A 19,893-nucleotide genomic window follows, 5' to 3' on the forward strand; every position below is an offset into this window, starting at 1 on the left:
CGCAGCGGCTACATGCGCTGCGGGAGGATTTTCGACATTTTACTTCCGCTCGATCAAGGAGCAAGACGAACGATGATCGGTTATGTCACCCTGGGCACCAACGACCTGCCGCGCGCGGTCGCCTTTTACGACAAGATTTGTGCGGAACTGGGCGCGGCGCGGATGATCGAAATGGAGACGGGGATCGTCTGGGCAGCCAATGGCGTCTGGCCGGGGCTTACTATAACCAAGCCTTATAACAAGGAACCGGCGACGGTCGGCAATGGCGTGATGGTGGGCTTCAAAGCCAGGGACCATGAACAGGTCCGGCGGATTTACGAGATCGCAATGGCCAATGGCGCAAGCGACGAAGGCGCGCCCGGCCCGCGCGTGGAAGGATTTTACGCCGCCTATTTTCGCGATCCCGACGGCAACAAGCTCAACGCCTTCGTGATGGATTGAGAACCGGGATCAGGCTTCGCGGCCCCCGTGAACACCGCGCGGCGCTTGGCCAGAAAGGCTTCCACCCCCTCGCGGAAATCCGGTTCGGTCACGCATTGGCCGACGGCCATCACCTCTCGATCCATCTGTTCCGCAAGCCCGAAGCGGCTACTGCCGTTGATGAGATGTTTCGTACGCGCCGCCGCCGCCGGCGCCGTGGCAGCGAACGATCGGACAAGAGCCGTCAAAGCCCCATCCAGCGCGTCTGCGGCATGAACCTCGTCGATGATGCCGATCTCCCGTGCCTGATCGGCGTTCAGGCTCGCGCCGGTGAAGGCCAGTTGCCGCGCCTTCCTGACGCCGACCACGCGCGGCAGATAGTAGGTCAGGGACAGGTCGAGCGGCAATCCGACGCGGGTCTGGGCGAAAACCAGCGTTGTGTCCTCGCTCGCAAGGACATAGTCGGACGCGAGCAGGAAGCTTAACCCCGCCCCTGCCGCCGCGCCTCTAACCAGCGAAATGACCGGGAGTGTCAATGCCTCCAGACTAAGGAAGCACGCTCCATTCCCGCCGACGCGCGCTTCGAAAAACGCGCGGCGTTCAGCCGCCGGGAGCGAAAGCGTCTCAGCATAGACGGCAAGATCCCCGCCCGCGCTGAAATGGCCGCCCGCGCCCGCAAGCACGAGATAGCGCACCTGCGGATCGTCCCGGATACCATCGACGAAATGACGCATCGCGAGCAGCATGTCAGGATTAAGGGCATTGCGGGCTTCGGGACGGTTGAAAGTCACGAACGCGCCACCGTCACGCTTTTCCAGCAGGATGTCGCTCATGGCGTCTTGCGAACCTCTTCATGCATTTATGGTCGGCGACAGAATGCGGCTAATACTTGATGAATGACAATGTGAGACATTGTCCGGCGGCAATGCATTACATGTGAATTGGCTTGGAGCGAGTGGGGTCGGGTGAGCCGGGAGCGGCACACAGCATCGATCCTCCCATGATATTCCCCTTGTAATGCCTCCGCCGATAAGCGGGAATCCGCCGTGAAAATTGCGCGGCGGCACCGTATCAAGGCAATCTTCTCGGACAGACCCGCCTCGTTTCGATCGCAGGGTTTCACGAGCCGAATACAATGTAATGTGGGGAATTTCAGTGAGCAACTATATCCGTCCCGCCCGTCTGCGCCGAGTGCAGCTTTCCGTGCCGGGGAGCAGCGAGAAGATGCTGGCCAAGGCCGCGGCGTCCCATGCGGACCATGTGTTCTGTGACCTGGAGGATGCCGTCGCGCCTTCCGCCAAGGTTGGCGCGCGGGATTTGATCGCCCATGCGCTGAATGAACTCGATTGGGGCCGCAAGACGCGCTGCGTGCGCATCAATGACGTTACGACGCCATGGTGCCATGACGACATCATCACGCTGGTCGAAAAAGCGGGGCGCAACATCGACACGATCATGCTCACCAAGCCGCGCAATGCCGGGGACGTGCTGTTCCTCCACCATATGCTGTGCCAGCTGGAACAGAAATTGAAACTGGAGCGCAGCATCGGCATCGAAGTATTGATCGAGGAAGTCGAGGCGCTCCAGAATGTCGAGGAGATCGCGTCCTGCACCGACCGCATGGAATGCCTGATCTTCGGCATGGGCGATTATTCGGCCTCACAAGGGATCGACACGCGGGCGATCGGCGAAGGCGGCGCCTATCCGGGCGACATTTTCCACTATGCGCGGTTCCGGGTCACGATGGCGGCCCGCGCCATCGGCATCGACGCGGTCGATGGTCCGTTCGGCAATTTCAGGAACGAGCAGGCCTATCGCGAGCAGGCCGTGCAGGCGCGGTCGCTGGGCATGGTCGGCAAGTGGGCGATCCATCCCGCGCAAATCGACTGGGCGCTCGACGCCTTCACGCCCGCGCCCGAAGCGGTGGCCCATGCCCGCAAGCTGGAAGCCGCCTATCGCGAGGCCGAAGCGCAGGGGCTGGGCGCGGCCCAGGTCGATGGCGCGATGATCGACGCCGCCACCGTCCGGCTGGTCCGCAACACGCTGATCAAGGCCGATCTGATCGGGATGTAAAGACCCGCATCGCGGCATAAAGGAGAGGCATATGGCTGAGGCCTATATCGTAAACGCATTCAGGACTGCGGGCGGGCGTCGCCGTGGACGACTGGCGGGCATGCATCCGGCGCTGCTGGCAGCCGAGACCTTGAACGGACTGGTCGATCGCACGAAAATCGATCCGTCCGCCATCGAGGACGTCATCATGGGATGCGTCACCCAGGCGGGGGAGCAGGCGCTCAATATCGGGCGTCACGCCATCCTGGAATCGCGCCTGCCCCGGAGTGTGCCGGCGGTGACGATCGATCGCCAGTGCGGCTCGTCCCAGCAGGCGCTGCAATTCGCGGCGCAGGCCGTCATGTCCGGCACGCAGGACGTCGTCGTCGCCGCTGGCGTGGAAAGCATGACCCGTGCCGCACTGGGCCTGAGCGTTCCGGCCGAGAGCGGCAATCCACGTACGCCGGGCGTGCTCGCCAAATTCGGCATCGAACGGTTCAGCCAGTTCGAGGGAGCGGAAATGATTGCGGCCAAATGGGGCTTCACGCGCGAGCAGATGGATGCGTTCGGGCTTGAGAGCCACCGGCGCGCCGTTGCAGCGACGCAAGCGGGCGCGTTCGCCGATGAAATCATCCCGATCGAAATCACCCTGCCCGACGGCACGACCGAAATGCACATCCGCGACGAAGGTATCCGGTATGATTCGACGCCCGAGTCAATGGCCGGCCTGCAACCGCTCGCGCCCGGCGGCGCGATCACGGCCGCGACTTCGAGCCAGATTTGCGATGGCGCCAGCGCCGCGCTGATCGTGTCCGAACGCGCGCTCAAGGATCATGGCCTCGTTCCATCCGCGCGGATCGTCAATCTGACCATCACCGGGGGCGATCCGGTCATCATGCTGGAAGAGCCGCTGTTCGCGACCGAAAAAGCGCTGAAACGCGCCGGCCTGCGTATCGAGGATATCGACCTGTACGAGGTCAACGAAGCCTTCGCATCGGTGCCGATGGCTTGGCTGCAACATCATCATGCTGATCCGGCCCGCCTCAATGTCAATGGCGGCGCGATCGCGCTCGGCCATCCATTGGGGGCGAGCGGAACGAAACTGATGGCGACGCTGATCCATGCTTTGCAAGTGCGCGGCAAGCGCTATGGCTTGCAGACCATGTGCGAGGGCGGCGGCATGGCCAATGTGACGATCGTGGAGCGGCTCTGACCCTAAGGGATATGGCCATCACGCCTGCTGATGGTCGAGGCGGCGGCGATGTGATGCGGATCACCCGTCGCCGTCAGGCTCCGGACCGGCGAGAGCGGCCGATTGGCGGATATTTTCATCGGCCGACAAGGCAGTGGAGAATTTCCTGAGTTCCTCAAGAATGAGGGCCTTCTTGCTTTTCATACGATCGACCTGGCCACCGACCGCCACCGCGATCGGGGACTGCCCGAGCAGCGGCCGGATCGGCATGGCGATTACCGCGATGCCGTCCAGAACATTACCGCTTGTTTCGGCATAACCATTCTTCCGCACCTCCTCCATTTCAGCGATGATCTGGTGCGGGCTCATCTTGTGACGCGGATCGACCGCTTCATCATTCGCACGGTGCACCAGACTGCGCACTACGTCATCAGGCTTCAGGCTAAGCAGCGCCTTTCCGACCGCCGATGTGGCGAGCGGGCGCGCCATGCGCGCCTGCACGTCGAAACGCTGCGGCGTTTCTGCCTTGATGAACAGGATATATTGAACATGCACGCCGTTCTGGATGCCGATGAACGTCGTTTCCTGTACGGCGTTGAACAGATTATCCAGCCGCCATTCCAGCTGGCGATCCTGCACATAAGTCTGATGAATCCAGCTGCCGATCAGGGCGATGCGGATCGTCGGAGCGTAGGTGCGGGCGTAGCGATCCTGATCGAGATAGCCCAGGGCGACGAGATTCTGCACCAGCATCGTCACACTGGGTTGGGGCACCGCCAGAAACCGCGAAATTTCGCCCACTGTCAACGGCCGCTGCTTCGCCGAAAACAGTTCGAACAGCGCCAGCGTCCGCTCCGCCGATTTTATGGAACGCAGAGCCATTCCTCTCGCCTCGTCTCAAATCCGGTTATCGATCCGCCCCCGGACCATAAGGCCATAACATAGGCAATCATCCCGCTTGGCAAGCCCGGTCGTCGCTCACCGTGCCATCGCCCGTCCGGCAGCTAGCGGTCTTCAAAGGACGGCGCGCGCTTTTCCAGGAAGGCTGCAACGGCTTCGTCATGGTCCTGCGTATGATGCGCCAACGCCTGATAGGCGGCGGAGAGTTCCAGCAGCGGCCCCAATTTCATATCCTGGCCTTCGCGCAGCAGCCGCTTCGCCAGACGGGTGGCGTGACCGGGATTGGCCGCGATGGAGTGGGCAACCGCCAGCGCACGAGACAGCACCTGCTCGGGCGGCACGACTTCGCCGACAAGCCCATAGTCCAGTGCCTTGGCTGCGTCGATCGTATCGCCGGTCAGCGTCATCAGCGTCGCACGGGCCATACCGACGATGCGGGGCAGCAGCCATGCACCGCCATCGCCCGGAACGATGCCCAGCTTCACGAAACTTTCGGCAAACAGCGCGGCGGAGGACGCGATGCGGACATCGCACATGCAACCGAGGTCGAGACCCGCACCAATGGCCGGGCCATTGATGGCGGCGATCACAGGCACTTCCAGCTCATACAGTGCTGTCGGAATACGCTGGATGCCGGTGCGATAGGCATTGCGCAACGTCTGCGGAGAGCCTTCGAACATCCCCTTCTTCTCATGCATATGCTTCACATTGCCGCCGGCGCAGAACGCCGACCCGGCACCGGTCAGGACGACGGCGCGGACCGATATATCGCGGGTCATCCGGGCGCAGAAATCCGCGATCTCGTCACTATGCGCCGTTTCGGTGATGGCGTTGCGGGTTTCGGGCCGGTTGAGCGTGGCGATGACCACGGACCCGTCTCTTTCGACAAGCAGGAAAGGCGTTTCATTCATGGGACAATCCTCTGCCATGGCGCCCCATCATTCTGCGCGGAGACTGACTTTCCGCGATGGGTCGCTTTGCGCAATGATCTAGTGCGTTTCACCAATATGCTCTAATATTGATTCCACTTATAGCGATAGGCGTCATATATCATGGATTTGCGCCAGCTGCGCTACTTCGTCGCCGTCGCGGAAACGCGGAATTTCCACCGGGCGGCCGAACGGCTGAACGTCTCTCAGCCGCCTATTACCGTCGCGATCCGCAAGCTGGAAAGCGAACTTGGAGAACTGCTGTTTCTGCGCGATTCAAGGGGCGTGACGCTGACACCCGCCGGGCGGGCCGCCCTCCCGCGCGCGCGCGAGGCGATCGCGGCGGCCGAGCAGCTTCGCGAGGTCGTGCGCGAAGGCGCGTCGGGCTTGCGGGGACGCCTGCGGCTGGGGATCATCGGCTCGGCGATCAACGATCTCCTGCCGCGCGTGGTCCCGCCCTTTTGCAAGGCTTTTCCGGATGTCGAACTGGCGCTGGAAGAAATGACGAGCGTGGAAATCGTTCAGGCCATCACTGCCCAGAGGATCGATGTGGGCTTTATCCGCTTGCCCGTAATCGACACCGCGCCCGTCAGCGTCGAGGTGATCGAGCGTGATGAGCTGGTCGTGGCGCTGCAAGCCACCGATCCGCTCGCTGGGCAGAAAAGCATTGCGCTGGCTGAACTGGCCGACCGGCCGTTCATCCTGTTCAATCCCATCAGCATCCTGAACGCCATCACCCATATCGCCTGTCAACGCGCGGGCTTTACGCCCCGCATCCAGCAGCAGGCGACGCAGGTCCAGACATTGCTCAGCCTGGTCGAAGCCGGGCTGGGCGTGGCGCTGGTGCCCGGACGCAGCGCTCGCTTGACCAGCGATCGCCTGCGCCTAGTCCGTCTGGCGGAGCCGATCCCGATCGAGCTGGGTATGGCCTATGCTCGCGACATGGGTCCGCTAGCCCGCAATTTCGTGGCCACCGCGCGAGAAGCGCACGATATTCATTTGCTATCGCTTTCCGACGATTGAATATTTGAATCGAACGGCTGGCCGGCTTACCTCTTCCGTTCCCATGACCGTCGATCATGGCAAGGCGCGGCGTGGACGCCACGACAGCGCCATGATGGAGAGGAGAGCCAAGCCGGCATGTTCGATACATTTTCCATGGCGTCCCTGCCGGAAGCCGATGAGGCGCTACGTCCGGCGGTGCGCGACCTGATTACCCGCTACACCGCCAGCATGCCGGTCGACCGGCGCGCCCGGTCTTGGCAGGGGTTCAGCGCGGAATTCAGCCGGATGCTGGGCGCGGAAGGATTTTTGGGCCTGACTCTGCCTGAACATTATGGCGGACGGAATCGCGGCCCCTTCGCGCGCTTCGTGGTGGTGGAGGAACTGCTGAGCGCAGGCGCGCCGGTAGCCGCGCACTGGATCGCCGACCGGCAGAGCGCGCCGCTCATCCTCAACTATGGCACGCAAGCGCAACGGCAATTTTACATTCCGCGCATCTGCCGAGGCGAAGCCTTGTTCTGTATCGGGATGAGCGAGCCGGGCGCCGGATCGGATCTTGCCGGCGTTCGCACTCGTGCGGAACGAACCGCCAACGGATGGCTGCTGAACGGACAGAAAATCTGGACCACCAATGCCGTTCATTCCGACTATATGATCGCGCTGGTGCGCACATCGGGAACACCGGCGGATCGGCAGGGCGGCCTGTCGCAACTAATCGTCGATCTGAAAGCACCGGGCGTCACCGTGCGGCCAATCGTAGATCTGACGGGCGACGCGCATTTTTGCGAAGTGTTCTTCGACAATGTCGCGCTGGGTGAGGATGCGCTGATCGGGAATGAGGGCGACGGCTGGAAACAGGTCACGGCCGAACTCGCCTTCGAGCGTTCGGGGCCTGAGCGGATTTATTCCAGCGTCATCCTGCTCGATGCCTGGGTGCAACATCTGCAAACCGCCGGACGCGACGATTCATCGCGACTGGTCGGAAGACTGACAGCAGAGCTTGCGATTCTTCGCGCCATGTCCATCGCCTGCACAGCAAGGCTTGCGGCGGGCGAAAGCCCGGTGCTGGAAGCCAGCATCGTCAAGGATCGCGGCACCGGCTTCGAACAGTTGCTGCCAGTCGTCATCGGTGACGATTTGGCGTCCCATCCCGACGAAGCCGTAAGCAGCGATCTGTACCGCACCTTGACCTATGTGACGCACATAGCCCCCAGTTTCAGCCTGCGCGGCGGCACGCGCGAAATCCTCCGCGGCATCATCGCGCGTGGCATGGGCCTGCGTTGAGAAGGGAATGACCATGGACATGATTGAACTGCTCGAACCTTTCAAACGCCTTCTGGAAGTTGCAGCTCCGCCGGCGGCTCTTCGCGCGATCGAGTCCGGCGGGGCACCCGACCAGATGTGGCAGTCCTTCTTGGATTCTGGTTTTCTGGACGCGCTTGTCGATGAGGAGCATGGCGGCGCCGGGCTGGCGCCTGCCGAGGTCGAGCCATTGTTTCAGGCGATTGGCGCGCAGCCGGTGCCCTTGCCCGTTGCGGAAACGATGGTTGCGCGGGCATTGCTCGCCAAAGCATCCGTGGAAAGACCGGAAGGTCCCATCATATTGGTGACAAGCGCGGCTCAGCCTGTACCCTGTGCAGCCGTTGCCTCCCATGCGCTGATCGACGATGGCGAACTGTTGCGCCTTACCCCCATGGATGCACTATCCCCCGTGCCAACCGGCGCGCATCATTCACTCTCCATGCGCCTGACGGGCACGGCGTCGGGCGTGCCCCTCCCCCGCCCCGTCAACGGCCTTCGCCCGATCGCCGCGGTCGTGCGCGCTGCCCTGATCGCCGGCGCGGCTGAACGGCTGACGCACATCTCGACCCTGTTCGCAAATGAACGGGTCCAGTTCGGCAAGCCAATCGGACGTCAGCAATCGTTACAGCACATGCTGGCGGTCATGGGTGAAGACATGATCGCCTGCCGCATTGCCGCGCAGGTCGGCCTCTCGAAGGGGTTGGAAGTACCATTGGCGGTCGCGGCGACGGCAAAGGTGACCGCATCGGCGGCGGCGGCGCGTATCGCGGCAGCCGCTCACGCGGTCCATGGCGCTATCGGTATCAGCGAGGAATATGATCTTCAGCTGCTCACGCGCCGACTGCATGAATGGCGTCTGGCCGACGGGTCGGAAGGTTATTGGGAAAAATTGCTTGGGGCTGCACGGCTGGCCTCGCCCGATGTAACCGTCGATTGGGTCCGTACTGAAATCTTCGCCTGAGGATCGCCTCACCTATCGCGACGCTGGCAACGGTCAGCCGCAGCCAGCGTTCCATCGTCAGCCGTTCGACAGATTTGAGACGAACCCTTTCCAGAGGGCATGGCATGCCGAGAATTGGCGACTTCGCCAACGACGGCATGCCCCAAAGCTTTGGGGATTATTCAGATGCCGCTGGCGCGATTTCGTCCATGAACTCGTCATCGGGACGTTGACCGAAGCCTGACGTGAGCCTGTTCGTCATGTTAAACATCGAGGCCATCTCGACAATATAATATATTTTCCGGTCGCTGATGCCCACATCGCGCAATTTCTGCAAATCGACCGGCTCCATTCTGCCAGGCTGCTCGGTGATTTTCACGCAGAAATCCGCAATTGCGCGTTCCTGTTTGGAAAGCGCGACCACCCTATAATTGATGGCGATGCGCTTCGCCCGACCATGGTCTCCGATATAATCGCCTAGCAGGTGCTGATGGATGATGAGGCATGTAACGCAATGATTTATCGAGGAAACGACAACTCCGATGAACTCTCGCTCGGCAAGGCTGAGTTCTCCGTAGGACGGATCCCTGAACGCCGGCCCCATGAAGGCCGCCATTCGGTTGAAGCCGGCCTCTTCATATGAGGCGAGAATTCGTATCGAGTGCTTTTCGGGTACAGGACTCTCCAGCCATTCCTGGGGGAGCTGATAGGCGGGATCGCCCGGCAACCAACAATATGGATCGCTGGACTTGAAATCCGGCGCCAATGTCGAATTGGGATCGCTCGACCTGCTGTCCGATGCCGGGCACCCATTATTATCTGGCATAATACCCCTCGTTATTCGCGTTCATCACGATCAATTGGACGCCGGATCAGTTACTGGTCGGTCCGGGCGCTTGCGGAATGTGATCGGCAGGGCCTGCAATCCATGGACCATGCCCGCCTCGGCATATTCGATGGGTCCTTTGCTGGTATCGAGGCGCATATCCTCCAGCCGATCAAGCAGCCGGCTCAGCCCTATTCTAATCTCCGATCGCGACAGGTGGACCCCCACGCAATAGTGGATGCCATGCCCGAAACCCAGATGATTGCGCACATTGCTGCGCTCGGGGTCGAACTCACTGGCATGGCTGTATTTCGCCTCGTCACGATTGCCCGACGCCAGGCGGACATGCACGCAGCTACCTTTGGGGATGCGCGTTTCGCCGATCACCGCATCTTCACTGGCCCAGCGCGTGGCGGCGGCGATAGGGCTGTCGAAGCGCATTACCTCTTCGATGAACTTCGGAATCAGATCGCGATTGTCGGCGAGCCGTTGCAGTATCTCACGATCCTTGATCGCCGCATAAAGCGTATTGCCAAGCCCGTTGGTCGTGGTTTCATTACCCCCGGTGTTCAGGGTGGCGCACATCGATATGACCTCCTGTTCGCTCAGGCGATCTCCGTCGCGCGTTTCGCTGTGGATCATGTGACTGAGCAGGCTGTCGTCAGGTGCTGCGCGCAGCCGCTGGATATTCTCCTGGATGAACTTCGCAAATTCAATCAGCTTGAGATGCGCCGCGACCCGTCCATCCTCGTCCAGCAGACCGCCGGTCACGAGCGCGATGGAGGCGGCGCCTGCGTCCTGCATCAATTGGATATGCGTACGGGGCACGCCAAGCGTATCACAGAAGAAATAAAGCGGGACCAGCAGCGCAAATTCCCGGTAAAGTTCGACCGAGCCATCGCCGTCCGCGCCGCGCTCGATGAAGCTGTCGATCAGCCCATCCACAACGCCGACAAGCGCATCATCCATGCGCTTGATCGCGGACGGCATGAAGCGCGGGTTGATAAGCTCGCGGTAGCGAAGGTGAAGATTGCCGTCCGTCATGGCCAGCACAGGGACGCGACGGGGTACACCAGCCTCGTCGTAGAGTTTGAAATAGCGCTCGGTGTAGGCGGCCATAGCGGTCGCCTGATTGGTGGGCGGAGTGTTCACGAAAACGGCTATATTCTTGAGAACCGCTTCGCTGTCCGCAAATCTGGATACGACGTACGCATTCAGCGCCTTGGAAAAAAATACTTCCTCCTCGTCGCGAAGCTGCGAATAATAGTCATATGGAGCTTTGAGTATAGCCGGTTCACCAAAACGGTCCGGCAATGTTTTCGTATCCATCTCTACTCTCCGCTCGAATTTCAGACGTATTTCGTCGCTCTTTATAGCAATCCGCGTGCCGCCAATCGCTGCGACCCGACATCTGGCAGGACGAGCATGATAAGGTTGAATCCTGGGACGATCCAGCATTCAGGATTTACGGCAAGGCCTTAGTACGTATGTAATGTGAAGCCGCCGAGAGGCGCCCGGCGCGACTCTCAAGCCGTCTGCCCTCCTTCGACCGGGAGCACGGTGCCGGTCACGAAAGCGGACGCATCACTGGCATAGAAATAAATCGCCTGCGCTATTTCCTCCGCTTTCCCTAGGCGCCGCATTGGAACACTGCCGATGATCTTTTCCCTCGACGCCGGATTTGCCTCGATCGCCGCCAGCAGCATCGGCGTTTCATGCGGCCCCGGACAGATCGTGTTGACGCGAATATTGTGCGCGGCAAATTCGACCGCCGCGCCGCGCGACAGAGCGACGAGGCCCGCCTTCGCCCCGCCATAGGCGACGAGCGAAGGATATCCCTTGAGCGCCGCCGTAGACGCGACATTCACGATGGAACCGCCGCCCCGCGCGATCATATGGGGGATGGCGGCTTTCATTGTCATGAAAGGACCACGGAAATTGACGGCGACGAGCGTGTCGAAATTCTCGTCGCTGCAATCGACCAGCGTCCCGCGATTATCGCCAGTATAGCCAGCGATATTGCACAGAATGTCGACCCCGCCGAAGCTGGACACGGCAAGGTCCACCATCGCAATCGCGTCCGCGCTGGCGCCGACATTCCCGACGATGCCGACCGCACGGTCGCCCAGTTCCGCGGCGAGCCGGATCACGTTGTCGGAGATATCCGCCATGACAAGAGAGGCGCCGTTCGCATACATGAGTCGCGCGACCGCTGCCCCCATGCCCGAAGCAGCCCCTGTAATGATCGCGATCTTGCCTTCGACCCGTCCCGTCATGTTCATCCTCTCATTTCGTCATAGCCTCATGGTTGCGACCATCGTGTCAGAAGCTGCCGCTCCCAAACAGGGGTGGCAACGCGGTAAATCGCCCGACGGGCGCTTTATCATATGTGCAATAGTGGCCCGTTCGCTTCGGCTTCATTCGAACGGGCGGTCATCCCACCATGGGAAGAAGGACGGCATGTCCGCCGACACCCTGTCCGAAAAGCGTGCCTTTCGTTTCTCACGGAAAGCAGTGATGCCCTCCAGCGCGTCAGCAGAGCGGCCCCGCTCCATCACACCCCGGCTGTCGATTTGGTGCGCGTCCATGGGATGATCGGCGGTCAGCATCTTCCACATCATCTGCCGCGTCATGGCCAGGGATACTGGCGCTGAATCATCAATAAAATCATGGGCCAAATGGCGTGCAACGGCCATCAACTGGTCCGGCGCGTGCATTGAGCGGAGCAACCCCCGTTCAAGCGCCTCGCCAGCGGTGAATACCCGCCCCGAATAGCACCATTCCAACGCGGTCGAGATGCCCACTATGCGGGGAAGGAACCAGGACGAGGCGGATTCCGGCACGATGCCTCGCCGTGCAAAGACGAAGCCGAACCGCGCGGCGTCCGTCGCGATCCGCACGTCCATCGGCAGCAGGATACTGGCCCCGAACCCTACCGCAGCGCCATTCACCGCGCCGATCACGGGCTTGAGACTACCGAAGATGCGCAGCGCCACCCGGCCGCCCATGTCCAGATAAACCCCGTTGACGACCGGCCTGACATGCGCATCCTCGCGCTGGCTATAATCGAACAGCGCACGGCCCTGCCCGATATCGGCGCCTGCGCAGAACGCCCGGTCCCCGGCGCCCGTGACGATTACCGCCCTGACGGCGTCGTCCGCATCGGTCGCATCGAATGCGGCGATGAGTTCATTGGCCATTTCACTGGTCAGCGCATTCATCCGATCGGGCCGGTTGAGCGTTATGGTCGCGATGGCATCTTCGACTTCGTAACCCAGCGTTTCGAACGGCTTCATCCTTCATCCTCGCCTTTCCGCGTCCAGTCCTCAGAATTTGAACCGGACGCCCGCAGTGAAAGCCAGGCCGACCGTATCATAGACGTCCGTCAAAGTGGCCATATACAAGCCTGGGCTGGGTCCCGTCGCGATGAACGGCGGTTTGCGGTCGAACAGGTTGTTCGCTGTAACGAACAATTCGCTTCCCCCGCGATTTTCGGCCAGTTGATAGGACAGGGTGAGATCGGTGTAGAATACCGCCGGCAGATCGCGCTCGGCCCAGATGTTGATCGGCCCGCGCTTCATGCGCCCGACCATGCGTTCCTGCGCGGTCACGCTGAAACGATCGGTAGAAAATGTAGTCTGGAGGCTGGCGCGCACCTTGGGAACCGAGGCTCCAACGGATGAGATAATGCCTTCGGTCCAGCCGGCCAATTCTACCGGCGCCTGCAACGCGCTGTCCTGGATGGTGTAACGGTCTACATAGGTCACGAACAGGCGGGTGGATAGGTCGCCGCCGAAAAGCGGATGCCGATAACTCGCCTCGATATCGAAGCCCCTCGTCTTGATGCCTGCCAGATTGGCGGGCGTATTGATGATCGCCCTGGCGGCATTGGCATCCGTCCTGTCGCTATATGGCAAGGCCGGATTGCGCACGATCAGCGCGCAGAGCGGGCTGGTGCCGCCACTGGCCTCGCAAGTTCTTGCGGCGAGATCGGTGTTTAGCGTCTGGATCGCCCCCTTCAACCTGACGTCATAATAATCGACCGAAAGGGTGAAGCCAGGCACCGCGCGGGGCTGCACTACGAAACCAAGACTCAGGGTATTGGCGACTTCGGGGTTGAGGCCCGGATTACCGCGAGTGACGCGCGATACGACGATCTGCTTTTGTAGATGCGGATCGAAGAAAGTGGCATCGATCGCCGCGCCGCGATTATAGAGATCGAACAGGGTGGGCGCGCGAATATCGCGGGACCGCGTGGCGCGGAAACGCAGGCCGTCCATGACCTCCCAAACCGCGCCGCCCTTCCAGGTCGTCACCGTGCCACTGGTGGAATAGTCGGTGATGCGCGCTGCGCCGTTCAATTCCAGAGATTTGGCGAAAGGCTGATCCTTGAAGATCGGGATCGCGATTTCTCCGTAGGCTTCCTTCACATTGTAGGAGCCGTTCGCCGTGGCGAAATTGTTGAGCAGGAACCGCGCGGCACCGGCCGGCAGATTACGCAGCCCCGTCGGATCGGCGAGTATGAGCGGATTGGAATTGCTCGTTATGTTCAGGCTGGACTTGCGATATTCCGCGCCGACCGCCACCGACACCGGACCTGCGGGCAGGTTGAACAGATCGCCAGTGATGTTGGCGGCGATATTGTCCAGCTTCGTAACCGCGGCATATTCCGACACGTCGCGAACATAGGCCAGCGCGTCGGCAGAAGGAGCGCCCTGACCGAAGAGGTTGAGCGGGGCGCAACCGGAAAATCTTGCCCGCACCGCCGGATCGGGGTCCAGCGTGGGTCGGCAGACGATCTGGCCAGACGGGCTGAGGACCGCATCGGTGGCGGCCGCAAGCCTGTCCTGCCGCATATCCATGCTCCGGCTGCGATATTTCGACCAGGAATGCTGATAGGTCAGATCCCATCGAAACTGGCCGAAATTCCCTTTCACGCCGATAGCGGCATTATAATAGTCGTTATTGTCATGCGTGCCATTGTCAGCCGTTTCAAGGATCATGCGGCTCATCTTGAACGACGACTGGCCCGCGGTGCCGAGGCCAGCAGCCATTGCCGGGGGAAGAAAGGGATTTTCGGTAAAATAGGTCCTGTTGAGCGGATAAAGAGTCTGGCCCTGACCAACCCGTCCGTCGCCATCGGCATAACGTTGCTTCGTCCTGGCTCCGTTCACCTGAACAAACGCCGTGATATCATCGCTGGCTTCGAAATTGACCCGCAAAAACGCCGTGTTGGTGGTGGCCGGAACGGCCTGCCACTGACCGTCCCATTTATGGTAATCGCCCCCCGTGAACAAGCCGGGACTTCCCGTTCTGGTTCCAACGTCGATCGGGCGATAGACACCCGGGGTCGTGAACACATAGTTGGCGAAAGGCCCGCTGAGGATGTTCCCGCCAGCCGTCGCAAGGGCGAAGCGGATGTTGCGGCCGTCGACGAGCGGGTTGGCCGCGAGTCCTGGCGTGCCACCCCCCGGAACGCTGCCGACCGGAATATTATAATTGCCGTAGGGCGGGCGATCCTGGAATTTGAAGCCGCCGGTCTGATAGCGCTCGACCGATGCCACGATATTAATCCTGTCGCCCAGCTGCGCGCCATAGGCGAGCGCCACCCGGTAATTCGCATTGTCGCCGCGTGAGGCGATGGAACCCTGAACGACGCCCTTGAGACCTTTGAACTTGTCATCGAGGATGAAATTGACGACGCCCGACACCGCGTCGGAACCATAGGTGGCAGAGGCGCCGGCGGTCACGACCTCGACCCGTTTGACGAGAAGCTGCGGGATGATGGAGGTATCGACCAGTCCCGAAAACGTGGTCGGTGCAAGGCGTCGACCATCCTGCAGGACAAGGGTCCGCACCGCGCCGATGGCGTGCAGATTCACGAAGTCCCCATGATTGCCGACGATCGCCGCGATCGATCGCGCGCTGGTGTTGGTCAGCGATCCGCTGAATTGCGGCAACTGGGTGAGACCTGCTATCAGGGATGTTGGCGCGACCTTGTTGAGATCCTCCGCTGCTGAAACAGTCATCGGAGAGGGAGCCTGCGACCCGTCTCTTATGATGCGCGTGCCGGTAACGATGATGTCCGGAACATCTACCGGGGTTTTATTCTGGGCGGGCGACTCCACTTGCGACCCAGATGGTTCCTGAGCGAATAGCAGAGCTGGACTTGCTATAATTGCTGCGAGCGAACCAATAGAAAAAGCGACCTTGCGGTTCATGACGATCCCCTCCAGTGATTTATATTTGAATTTTTGCGGCGCCCTGTTTAGTCGCGGCCTGTTCTTTTCAATTGATCCTGTTTTGGATTTGCAGCAATATCCCGCTTTTCAAGATTACGTATGCAATACTGGTCAAATATCTGATCGCGATCCCGCCATTGATCTATCAATGGCACGGGTGCTGTTTCATATCGTTCGAAATGCCTTTGAGCATGGACAAGGAGAGGCAACATCGTGCGCGCAGCAGTGATCCGGGAAATTGGCGAACCATTTGAAATAGCACAGGTCACGCTGTCCAATCCGGTGGGCCGGGAAGTGCTTGTCGAAGTGCGTGCTTCGGGATTGTGCCATAGCGACATCACCGTCGCGAAAACCGGCATGGGCGTGTCCACTCCGATCGTCCTTGGCCACGAGATTGCGGGCGTCGTGAAAGCGGTTGGTCCTCTCGTTACGCGCATTCAGATCGGGGACCATGTCGTCGCCGCTGCACTGCAGCCCTGCGGCCACTGCCCGGCCTGCCTTCGCGGCAATCTCAACGCCTGTTCCAACCCCGGCGCGCTCGACCGCGATGCTTCGGCCGCCGAGTGCAGATTGCATGATGATTGCGGATGCCTGGGCCAGTTGCAGGGCCTTGGCGGCTTCGCCGAGCAGGCACTGATCCACGAGAACCAGTTGGTTGCGATCGACAAGTCCATGCCCTTCCCGCAGGCGTCGATCATCGGCTGCGCGGTCGTGACCGGTTGTGGTGCGGTGTTCAACGCCGCCAAGGTTGCACCCGGCCAATCCGTGGTCGTGTTTGGCTGCGGCGGCGTCGGGCTGAACGCGATTCAGGCCGCGAAACTGGCGGGTGCGACCACAATCATTGGCGTTGATATCCAGCAGGCGAAGCTCGACCTCGCCCGGAAATTTGGCGCAACGGACGTCATCGATTCATCACAGGTGAGCGCGGTCGGCGCGGTCCTGATGCTTACCGGCGAGGCAGGCGTGGATCATGCCTTCGTGATGATCGGCGTGCCTGCCGTCGCACAGGCGGCAATGGCGGTATTGGGCTTCGGTGGAACTGCCTATCTGATCGGCGGCATGTCGCCCGGCGCCGAACTGACATTGCGCCCGTCGCCGGTAGACAGCGGCATATTGCCGCGCCAGCAGGGCGTTCGCGGTCTGTGGCTTGGATCGTCGAATTTCTACCATGACATCCCGCTCTATGTGGACCTCTACTTGCGGGGACAGTTGAACCTGGACGATCTTGTGTCGCAGACAATCGATCTGGACGAGATCAACGAAGCGTATGAAGAGCTTGAACATGGCGGCGTCGCCCGGACCGTCATAACTTTCCCGGCCAGCGCATGAAGGCGCGCGCCCACCCCTATCAGCAAGCCTGAACGGCGGGAAAGCCGGCGATCGCTTCGCGTTCGAAATCGGCGCGTACTCCCCAGAGCAGCAACAGGCCAATTGCGCTGAGCGACGCGCAGACGATCGCAAGCCCGCCGCTCAGCCCACCCGTCTGGTCCAGCATCGCGCCGACCGCGGGGACCACGACGGGCACAGCCCCGGCGCCAAACAAGGTGATGCCCATATACAGCAAAGCCACGAAGGTCGCCCGCATCCGGCCGGGCGCAACCTCTTGCATGGAGATCACAATATTCATGCTGCCACCCAGCGTTCCCGCCAGACCCAGCCCGATCAACGCCAGCCGCAGCACGGGATTGGACAGGACCGGACCGATGGAGAGGGACAGGAAAGCCGTGGCCACGAAGGCGAAGCTGACCAGAATGACGGCATCGGCCCGTCCGCGTGCTTTAAGGCGGGTGGTGATCCAGGGTGCGCTCATCACGCCGGCTACGCTCGCTATGAAAATGACCGGACCGAAAGCCGATCCGGCCTCCACCGCAGACCAGCCAAAATCTCGCTTTAGCGACTCGATCGTCCAGTAATTCAGCGCATAGCTGCACCCCGACGCGAGGACCGAGCTGAAAAAAAGGCCGCCATAGAGTTTCTTGCGGGAGGCGATCTGGCGCAGGATATCGCCCCTGGCGAGCGGCTGCCCCGGCTCGCTCGTCCGCTGAGGTTCGCGCACCACCAGCAGGAACAGGATTGCCAGGGCCATCGAAGGCAGGCCCACCACAAACAGCACCAACTGCCAAATCTGCATCTTGATGGGCGCGCCACTTGCGATCACGCCTTCCAGACCGGCGATAACCAGTGCGCCGCCGGAAAAGGCCAAAGGCGCACCAATTAAACCGGCCGACGTATAGAGGCTGGCTGCGAGGCTGCGCTTTTCGGGCGGGAACAGATCGCCGATCATCGAATGTGCGGCCGGGGTCAGCACCGCCTCACCAGCGGCGAGACCCAGCCGGAGCAGGACCAGAGCCACATAGCTGGCGGCGAACCCCGATGCGATGGTCGAAAGGCACCAGATGATCGCCCCCGCTACGATCAACAGCTTCCGATTACCGTGATCGGCGATGCGGCCCGCCGGAATACCCAGAAACGAATAGACTGCCGCGAAGGCTGTACCGATCAACAGGCCGATCTGCACGTCGCTCAGTTGGAACTGCGCCTTTATCGGGCCGATCAACAGAACGAAAATCTGTCGGTCGATGAGCGAAAAGACATAGAGCGCCGACAGCATCGCGAGAATCAGCCACGGCCGGGCGGGTGATTCGACAGAGCGGGACGCGTCAGGTCCGATCGATGCGGGCATGTTCTGGTCTCTCCTTTGGCCTTTGTCGCCTGCGCCGACACTAGGCGGCAGGCCTAATCAGGTCACGCGCGGAGGGATTGCATATGAGATAACGCGCGCGACGAGATAATCACGGTCCAGCGACACTTGCTGCAAGGTCTGGATATAGTCATGTTCCGGGCAAACACGCAAAATGAAGATCTAGAGGATTGGCATGGACCCGATATTCACATCAGGCGATGAGGACTTCCGCCGTGAAGTGGCGGATTTCATCGCCAGGGAATATCCGCAATATCTGCGCGATAAAACTTCGAACAATGAAGAATATAGTCGCGAAGACTATATGGTCTGGATGCGGATACTCGCAGGCAAGGGCTGGCTCGGGTCGAGTTGGCCGACGGAATATGGCGGGACCGGCTGGACCCTGACCCAGCGGCACATCTTCAGGGAGGAACTGGAAGCAGCGGACACCATTCGAGTCTTTTCCATGGGCGTTTCCATGTGTGGTCCGGTGATCCAGCATTTCGGCACGCCGGAACAGAAGGCGCGCTTTCTGCCGCCGATCATTCGCGCCGAAAGCTGGTGGTGCCAGGGCTTCAGCGAGCCGGGCGCGGGATCGGATCTGGCCAGTCTGCGCACCACCGCCGAACGATTTCGCGGCGATGACGGCAAGGAATATTATCGCGTCAACGGCCAGAAAACCTGGACGACCTATGCGCAACATGCCGACTGGGGGTTTTTCCTGGTGCGCACCGACGCCACCGTGAAGAAACAGGAAGGAATATCCTTTCTGCTGATCGATATGACCAGCCCCGGCCTGACCGTTCGGCCGATCGAGACATTGGGCGGCGATCTGGAAGTCAACGAGATCTGGCTGGACGATGTCATCGTTCCGGTCGAAAACCGCATTCACGACGAGAATAAGGGCTGGACCTGCGCAAAATACTTGCTCCAGCATGAACGATCCAATCTGGCGGAGGTCAGCCGGTCGAAGAACCGGGTCAAGAAATTGCGGGCGCTGGCGACGGAGCGGACGGACGGTCATGGCGCTCGCCTGATCGACACCCCTGCCCTCAGACGCCAGATCGCCCAGTTGGAGATCGAACTGATGGCGCTTGAAGTGTCGGACCTGCGGGTACTGGCAGCAATCAACGCCGGTCAGGATGCGACGCCACTGCTCAGCCTGTTGAAGACGCGTGGCACCAGGATCGCGCAACGTGCGATGGAACTGACGATGGAAGCGGCCGGGCCGCACGGCCTGATCGATCATGACGGCAAGCCGCCCGCTAGTGACGGCGGCATGGCCGGACCCAGACGCGCGCGGCGTGCGGCCGACCATTATCTCAATATGCGCAAAGCCTCCATCTATGGCGGGTCGAATGAGATCCAGATGGAAATCATCGCCAAACGGGCACTCGGGCTCTGA

Annotated in this window: 18 protein-coding genes; 9 read left to right on the forward strand and 9 right to left on the reverse strand. The window is 61.0% G+C overall.

The genetic code is table 11. From position 1 onward, the window contains the following. Positions 1 to 72: 72 nt before the first annotated feature. Positions 73 to 441, forward strand: coding sequence for a VOC family protein (locus ACODSN_RS07510; RefSeq protein WP_489054317.1), 369 nt, complete (start codon positions 73 to 75; stop codon positions 439 to 441). Here ACODSN_RS07510 and ACODSN_RS07515 read toward each other — a convergent pair. Then, positions 390 to 1,253: an enoyl-CoA hydratase/isomerase family protein gene (locus ACODSN_RS07515; protein ID WP_489054319.1), complete on the reverse strand. Its 864-nt coding sequence runs from the start codon at positions 1,251 to 1,253 to the stop codon at positions 390 to 392. The genes ACODSN_RS07510 and ACODSN_RS07515 overlap by 52 nt on opposite strands. Positions 1,254 to 1,575: 322 nt before the next feature. On the opposite strand from ACODSN_RS07515, the gene ACODSN_RS07520 reads away from it, so the two are divergent. Beyond that, complete coding sequence (locus tag ACODSN_RS07520; protein WP_489054320.1) at positions 1,576 to 2,493, forward strand: HpcH/HpaI aldolase/citrate lyase family protein; 918 nt, start codon at positions 1,576 to 1,578, stop codon at positions 2,491 to 2,493. A 31-nt stretch (positions 2,494 to 2,524) separates the two neighbouring features. Further along, a complete protein-coding gene (locus ACODSN_RS07525) occupies positions 2,525 to 3,685 on the forward strand; it encodes an acetyl-CoA C-acetyltransferase (protein WP_489054322.1) in 1,161 nt (386 codons plus the stop codon). Positions 3,686 to 3,745: 60 nt separating this feature from the next. On the opposite strand, the gene ACODSN_RS07530 is transcribed toward ACODSN_RS07525, so the two are convergent. Both ACODSN_RS07530 and ACODSN_RS07535 read right to left on the reverse strand, forming a co-directional pair. Further along, a complete protein-coding gene (locus ACODSN_RS07530; protein ID WP_489054323.1) occupies positions 3,746 to 4,546 on the reverse strand; it encodes an IclR family transcriptional regulator in 801 nt (266 codons plus the stop codon). 122 nt (positions 4,547 to 4,668) lie between these two features. Further along, positions 4,669 to 5,475 (reverse strand): crotonase/enoyl-CoA hydratase family protein, encoded by an 807-nt coding sequence (locus ACODSN_RS07535; RefSeq protein ID WP_489054324.1) that lies wholly within the window; start codon positions 5,473 to 5,475, stop codon positions 4,669 to 4,671. A gap of 141 nt (positions 5,476 to 5,616) precedes the next feature. Here ACODSN_RS07535 and ACODSN_RS07540 point away from each other — a divergent pair, with 141 nt between their 5' ends. The 3 genes from ACODSN_RS07540 (at position 5,617) to ACODSN_RS07550 (ending at position 8,758) form a co-directional block, all read left to right on the forward strand. Next, positions 5,617 to 6,516: a LysR substrate-binding domain-containing protein gene (locus ACODSN_RS07540; RefSeq protein WP_489054326.1), complete on the forward strand. Its 900-nt coding sequence runs from the start codon at positions 5,617 to 5,619 to the stop codon at positions 6,514 to 6,516. 117 nt (positions 6,517 to 6,633) lie between these two features. Further along, positions 6,634 to 7,779, forward strand: a complete 1,146-nt coding sequence (locus tag ACODSN_RS07545; protein WP_489054327.1) for an acyl-CoA dehydrogenase family protein — start codon at positions 6,634 to 6,636, stop codon at positions 7,777 to 7,779. A gap of 13 nt (positions 7,780 to 7,792) precedes the next feature. Next, a complete protein-coding gene (locus tag ACODSN_RS07550; RefSeq protein ID WP_489054329.1) occupies positions 7,793 to 8,758 on the forward strand; it encodes an acyl-CoA dehydrogenase family protein in 966 nt (321 codons plus the stop codon). A gap of 157 nt (positions 8,759 to 8,915) precedes the next feature. On the opposite strand, the gene ACODSN_RS07555 is transcribed toward ACODSN_RS07550, so the two are convergent. The 5 genes from ACODSN_RS07555 to ACODSN_RS07575 form a co-directional block, all read right to left on the reverse strand. Further along, entirely contained in the window at positions 8,916 to 9,563 is a 648-nt protein-coding gene (locus tag ACODSN_RS07555; protein WP_489054331.1) for a peroxidase-related enzyme, read from the reverse strand. Between the two features lie 30 nt (positions 9,564 to 9,593). Further along, positions 9,594 to 10,715, reverse strand: coding sequence for a cytochrome P450 (locus tag ACODSN_RS07560; protein ID WP_489054333.1), 1,122 nt, complete (start codon positions 10,713 to 10,715; stop codon positions 9,594 to 9,596). Positions 10,716 to 11,089: 374 nt separating this feature from the next. After that, positions 11,090 to 11,839, reverse strand: coding sequence for an SDR family NAD(P)-dependent oxidoreductase (locus tag ACODSN_RS07565; protein WP_489054334.1), 750 nt, complete (start codon positions 11,837 to 11,839; stop codon positions 11,090 to 11,092). A gap of 141 nt (positions 11,840 to 11,980) precedes the next feature. Then, the gene (locus tag ACODSN_RS07570; protein WP_489054335.1) at positions 11,981 to 12,859 is read right to left on the reverse strand and encodes a crotonase/enoyl-CoA hydratase family protein; all 879 of its coding nucleotides are present in this window, start codon (positions 12,857 to 12,859) and stop codon (positions 11,981 to 11,983) included. 30 nt (positions 12,860 to 12,889) lie between these two features. Further along, the gene (locus tag ACODSN_RS07575) at positions 12,890 to 15,784 is read right to left on the reverse strand and encodes a TonB-dependent receptor plug domain-containing protein (protein WP_489054336.1); all 2,895 of its coding nucleotides are present in this window, start codon (positions 15,782 to 15,784) and stop codon (positions 12,890 to 12,892) included. Between ACODSN_RS07575 and ACODSN_RS07580 the strand changes: the two genes are divergently transcribed. Together ACODSN_RS07580 and ACODSN_RS07585 are read left to right on the forward strand one after the other, a co-directional pair. Beyond that, positions 15,783 to 16,034: a hypothetical protein gene (locus ACODSN_RS07580; protein WP_489054338.1), complete on the forward strand. Its 252-nt coding sequence runs from the start codon at positions 15,783 to 15,785 to the stop codon at positions 16,032 to 16,034. The two genes, ACODSN_RS07575 and ACODSN_RS07580, sit on opposite strands and share 2 nt — an antisense overlap. Beyond that, a complete protein-coding gene (locus tag ACODSN_RS07585; RefSeq protein ID WP_489054339.1) occupies positions 16,019 to 17,134 on the forward strand; it encodes a zinc-binding dehydrogenase in 1,116 nt (371 codons plus the stop codon). The genes ACODSN_RS07580 and ACODSN_RS07585 overlap by 16 nt, the downstream gene beginning before the upstream one ends. 19 nt (positions 17,135 to 17,153) lie before the next feature. On the opposite strand, the gene ACODSN_RS07590 is transcribed toward ACODSN_RS07585, so the two are convergent. Then, a complete protein-coding gene (locus tag ACODSN_RS07590; RefSeq protein ID WP_489054341.1) occupies positions 17,154 to 18,488 on the reverse strand; it encodes an MFS transporter in 1,335 nt (444 codons plus the stop codon). 193 nt (positions 18,489 to 18,681) lie between these two features. Here ACODSN_RS07590 and ACODSN_RS07595 point away from each other — a divergent pair, with 193 nt between their 5' ends. Beyond that, positions 18,682 to 19,893, forward strand: coding sequence for an acyl-CoA dehydrogenase family protein (locus ACODSN_RS07595; RefSeq protein ID WP_489054343.1), 1,212 nt, complete (start codon positions 18,682 to 18,684; stop codon positions 19,891 to 19,893).

It is taken from the genome of Sphingobium sp. FG11 (assembly GCF_057809915.1).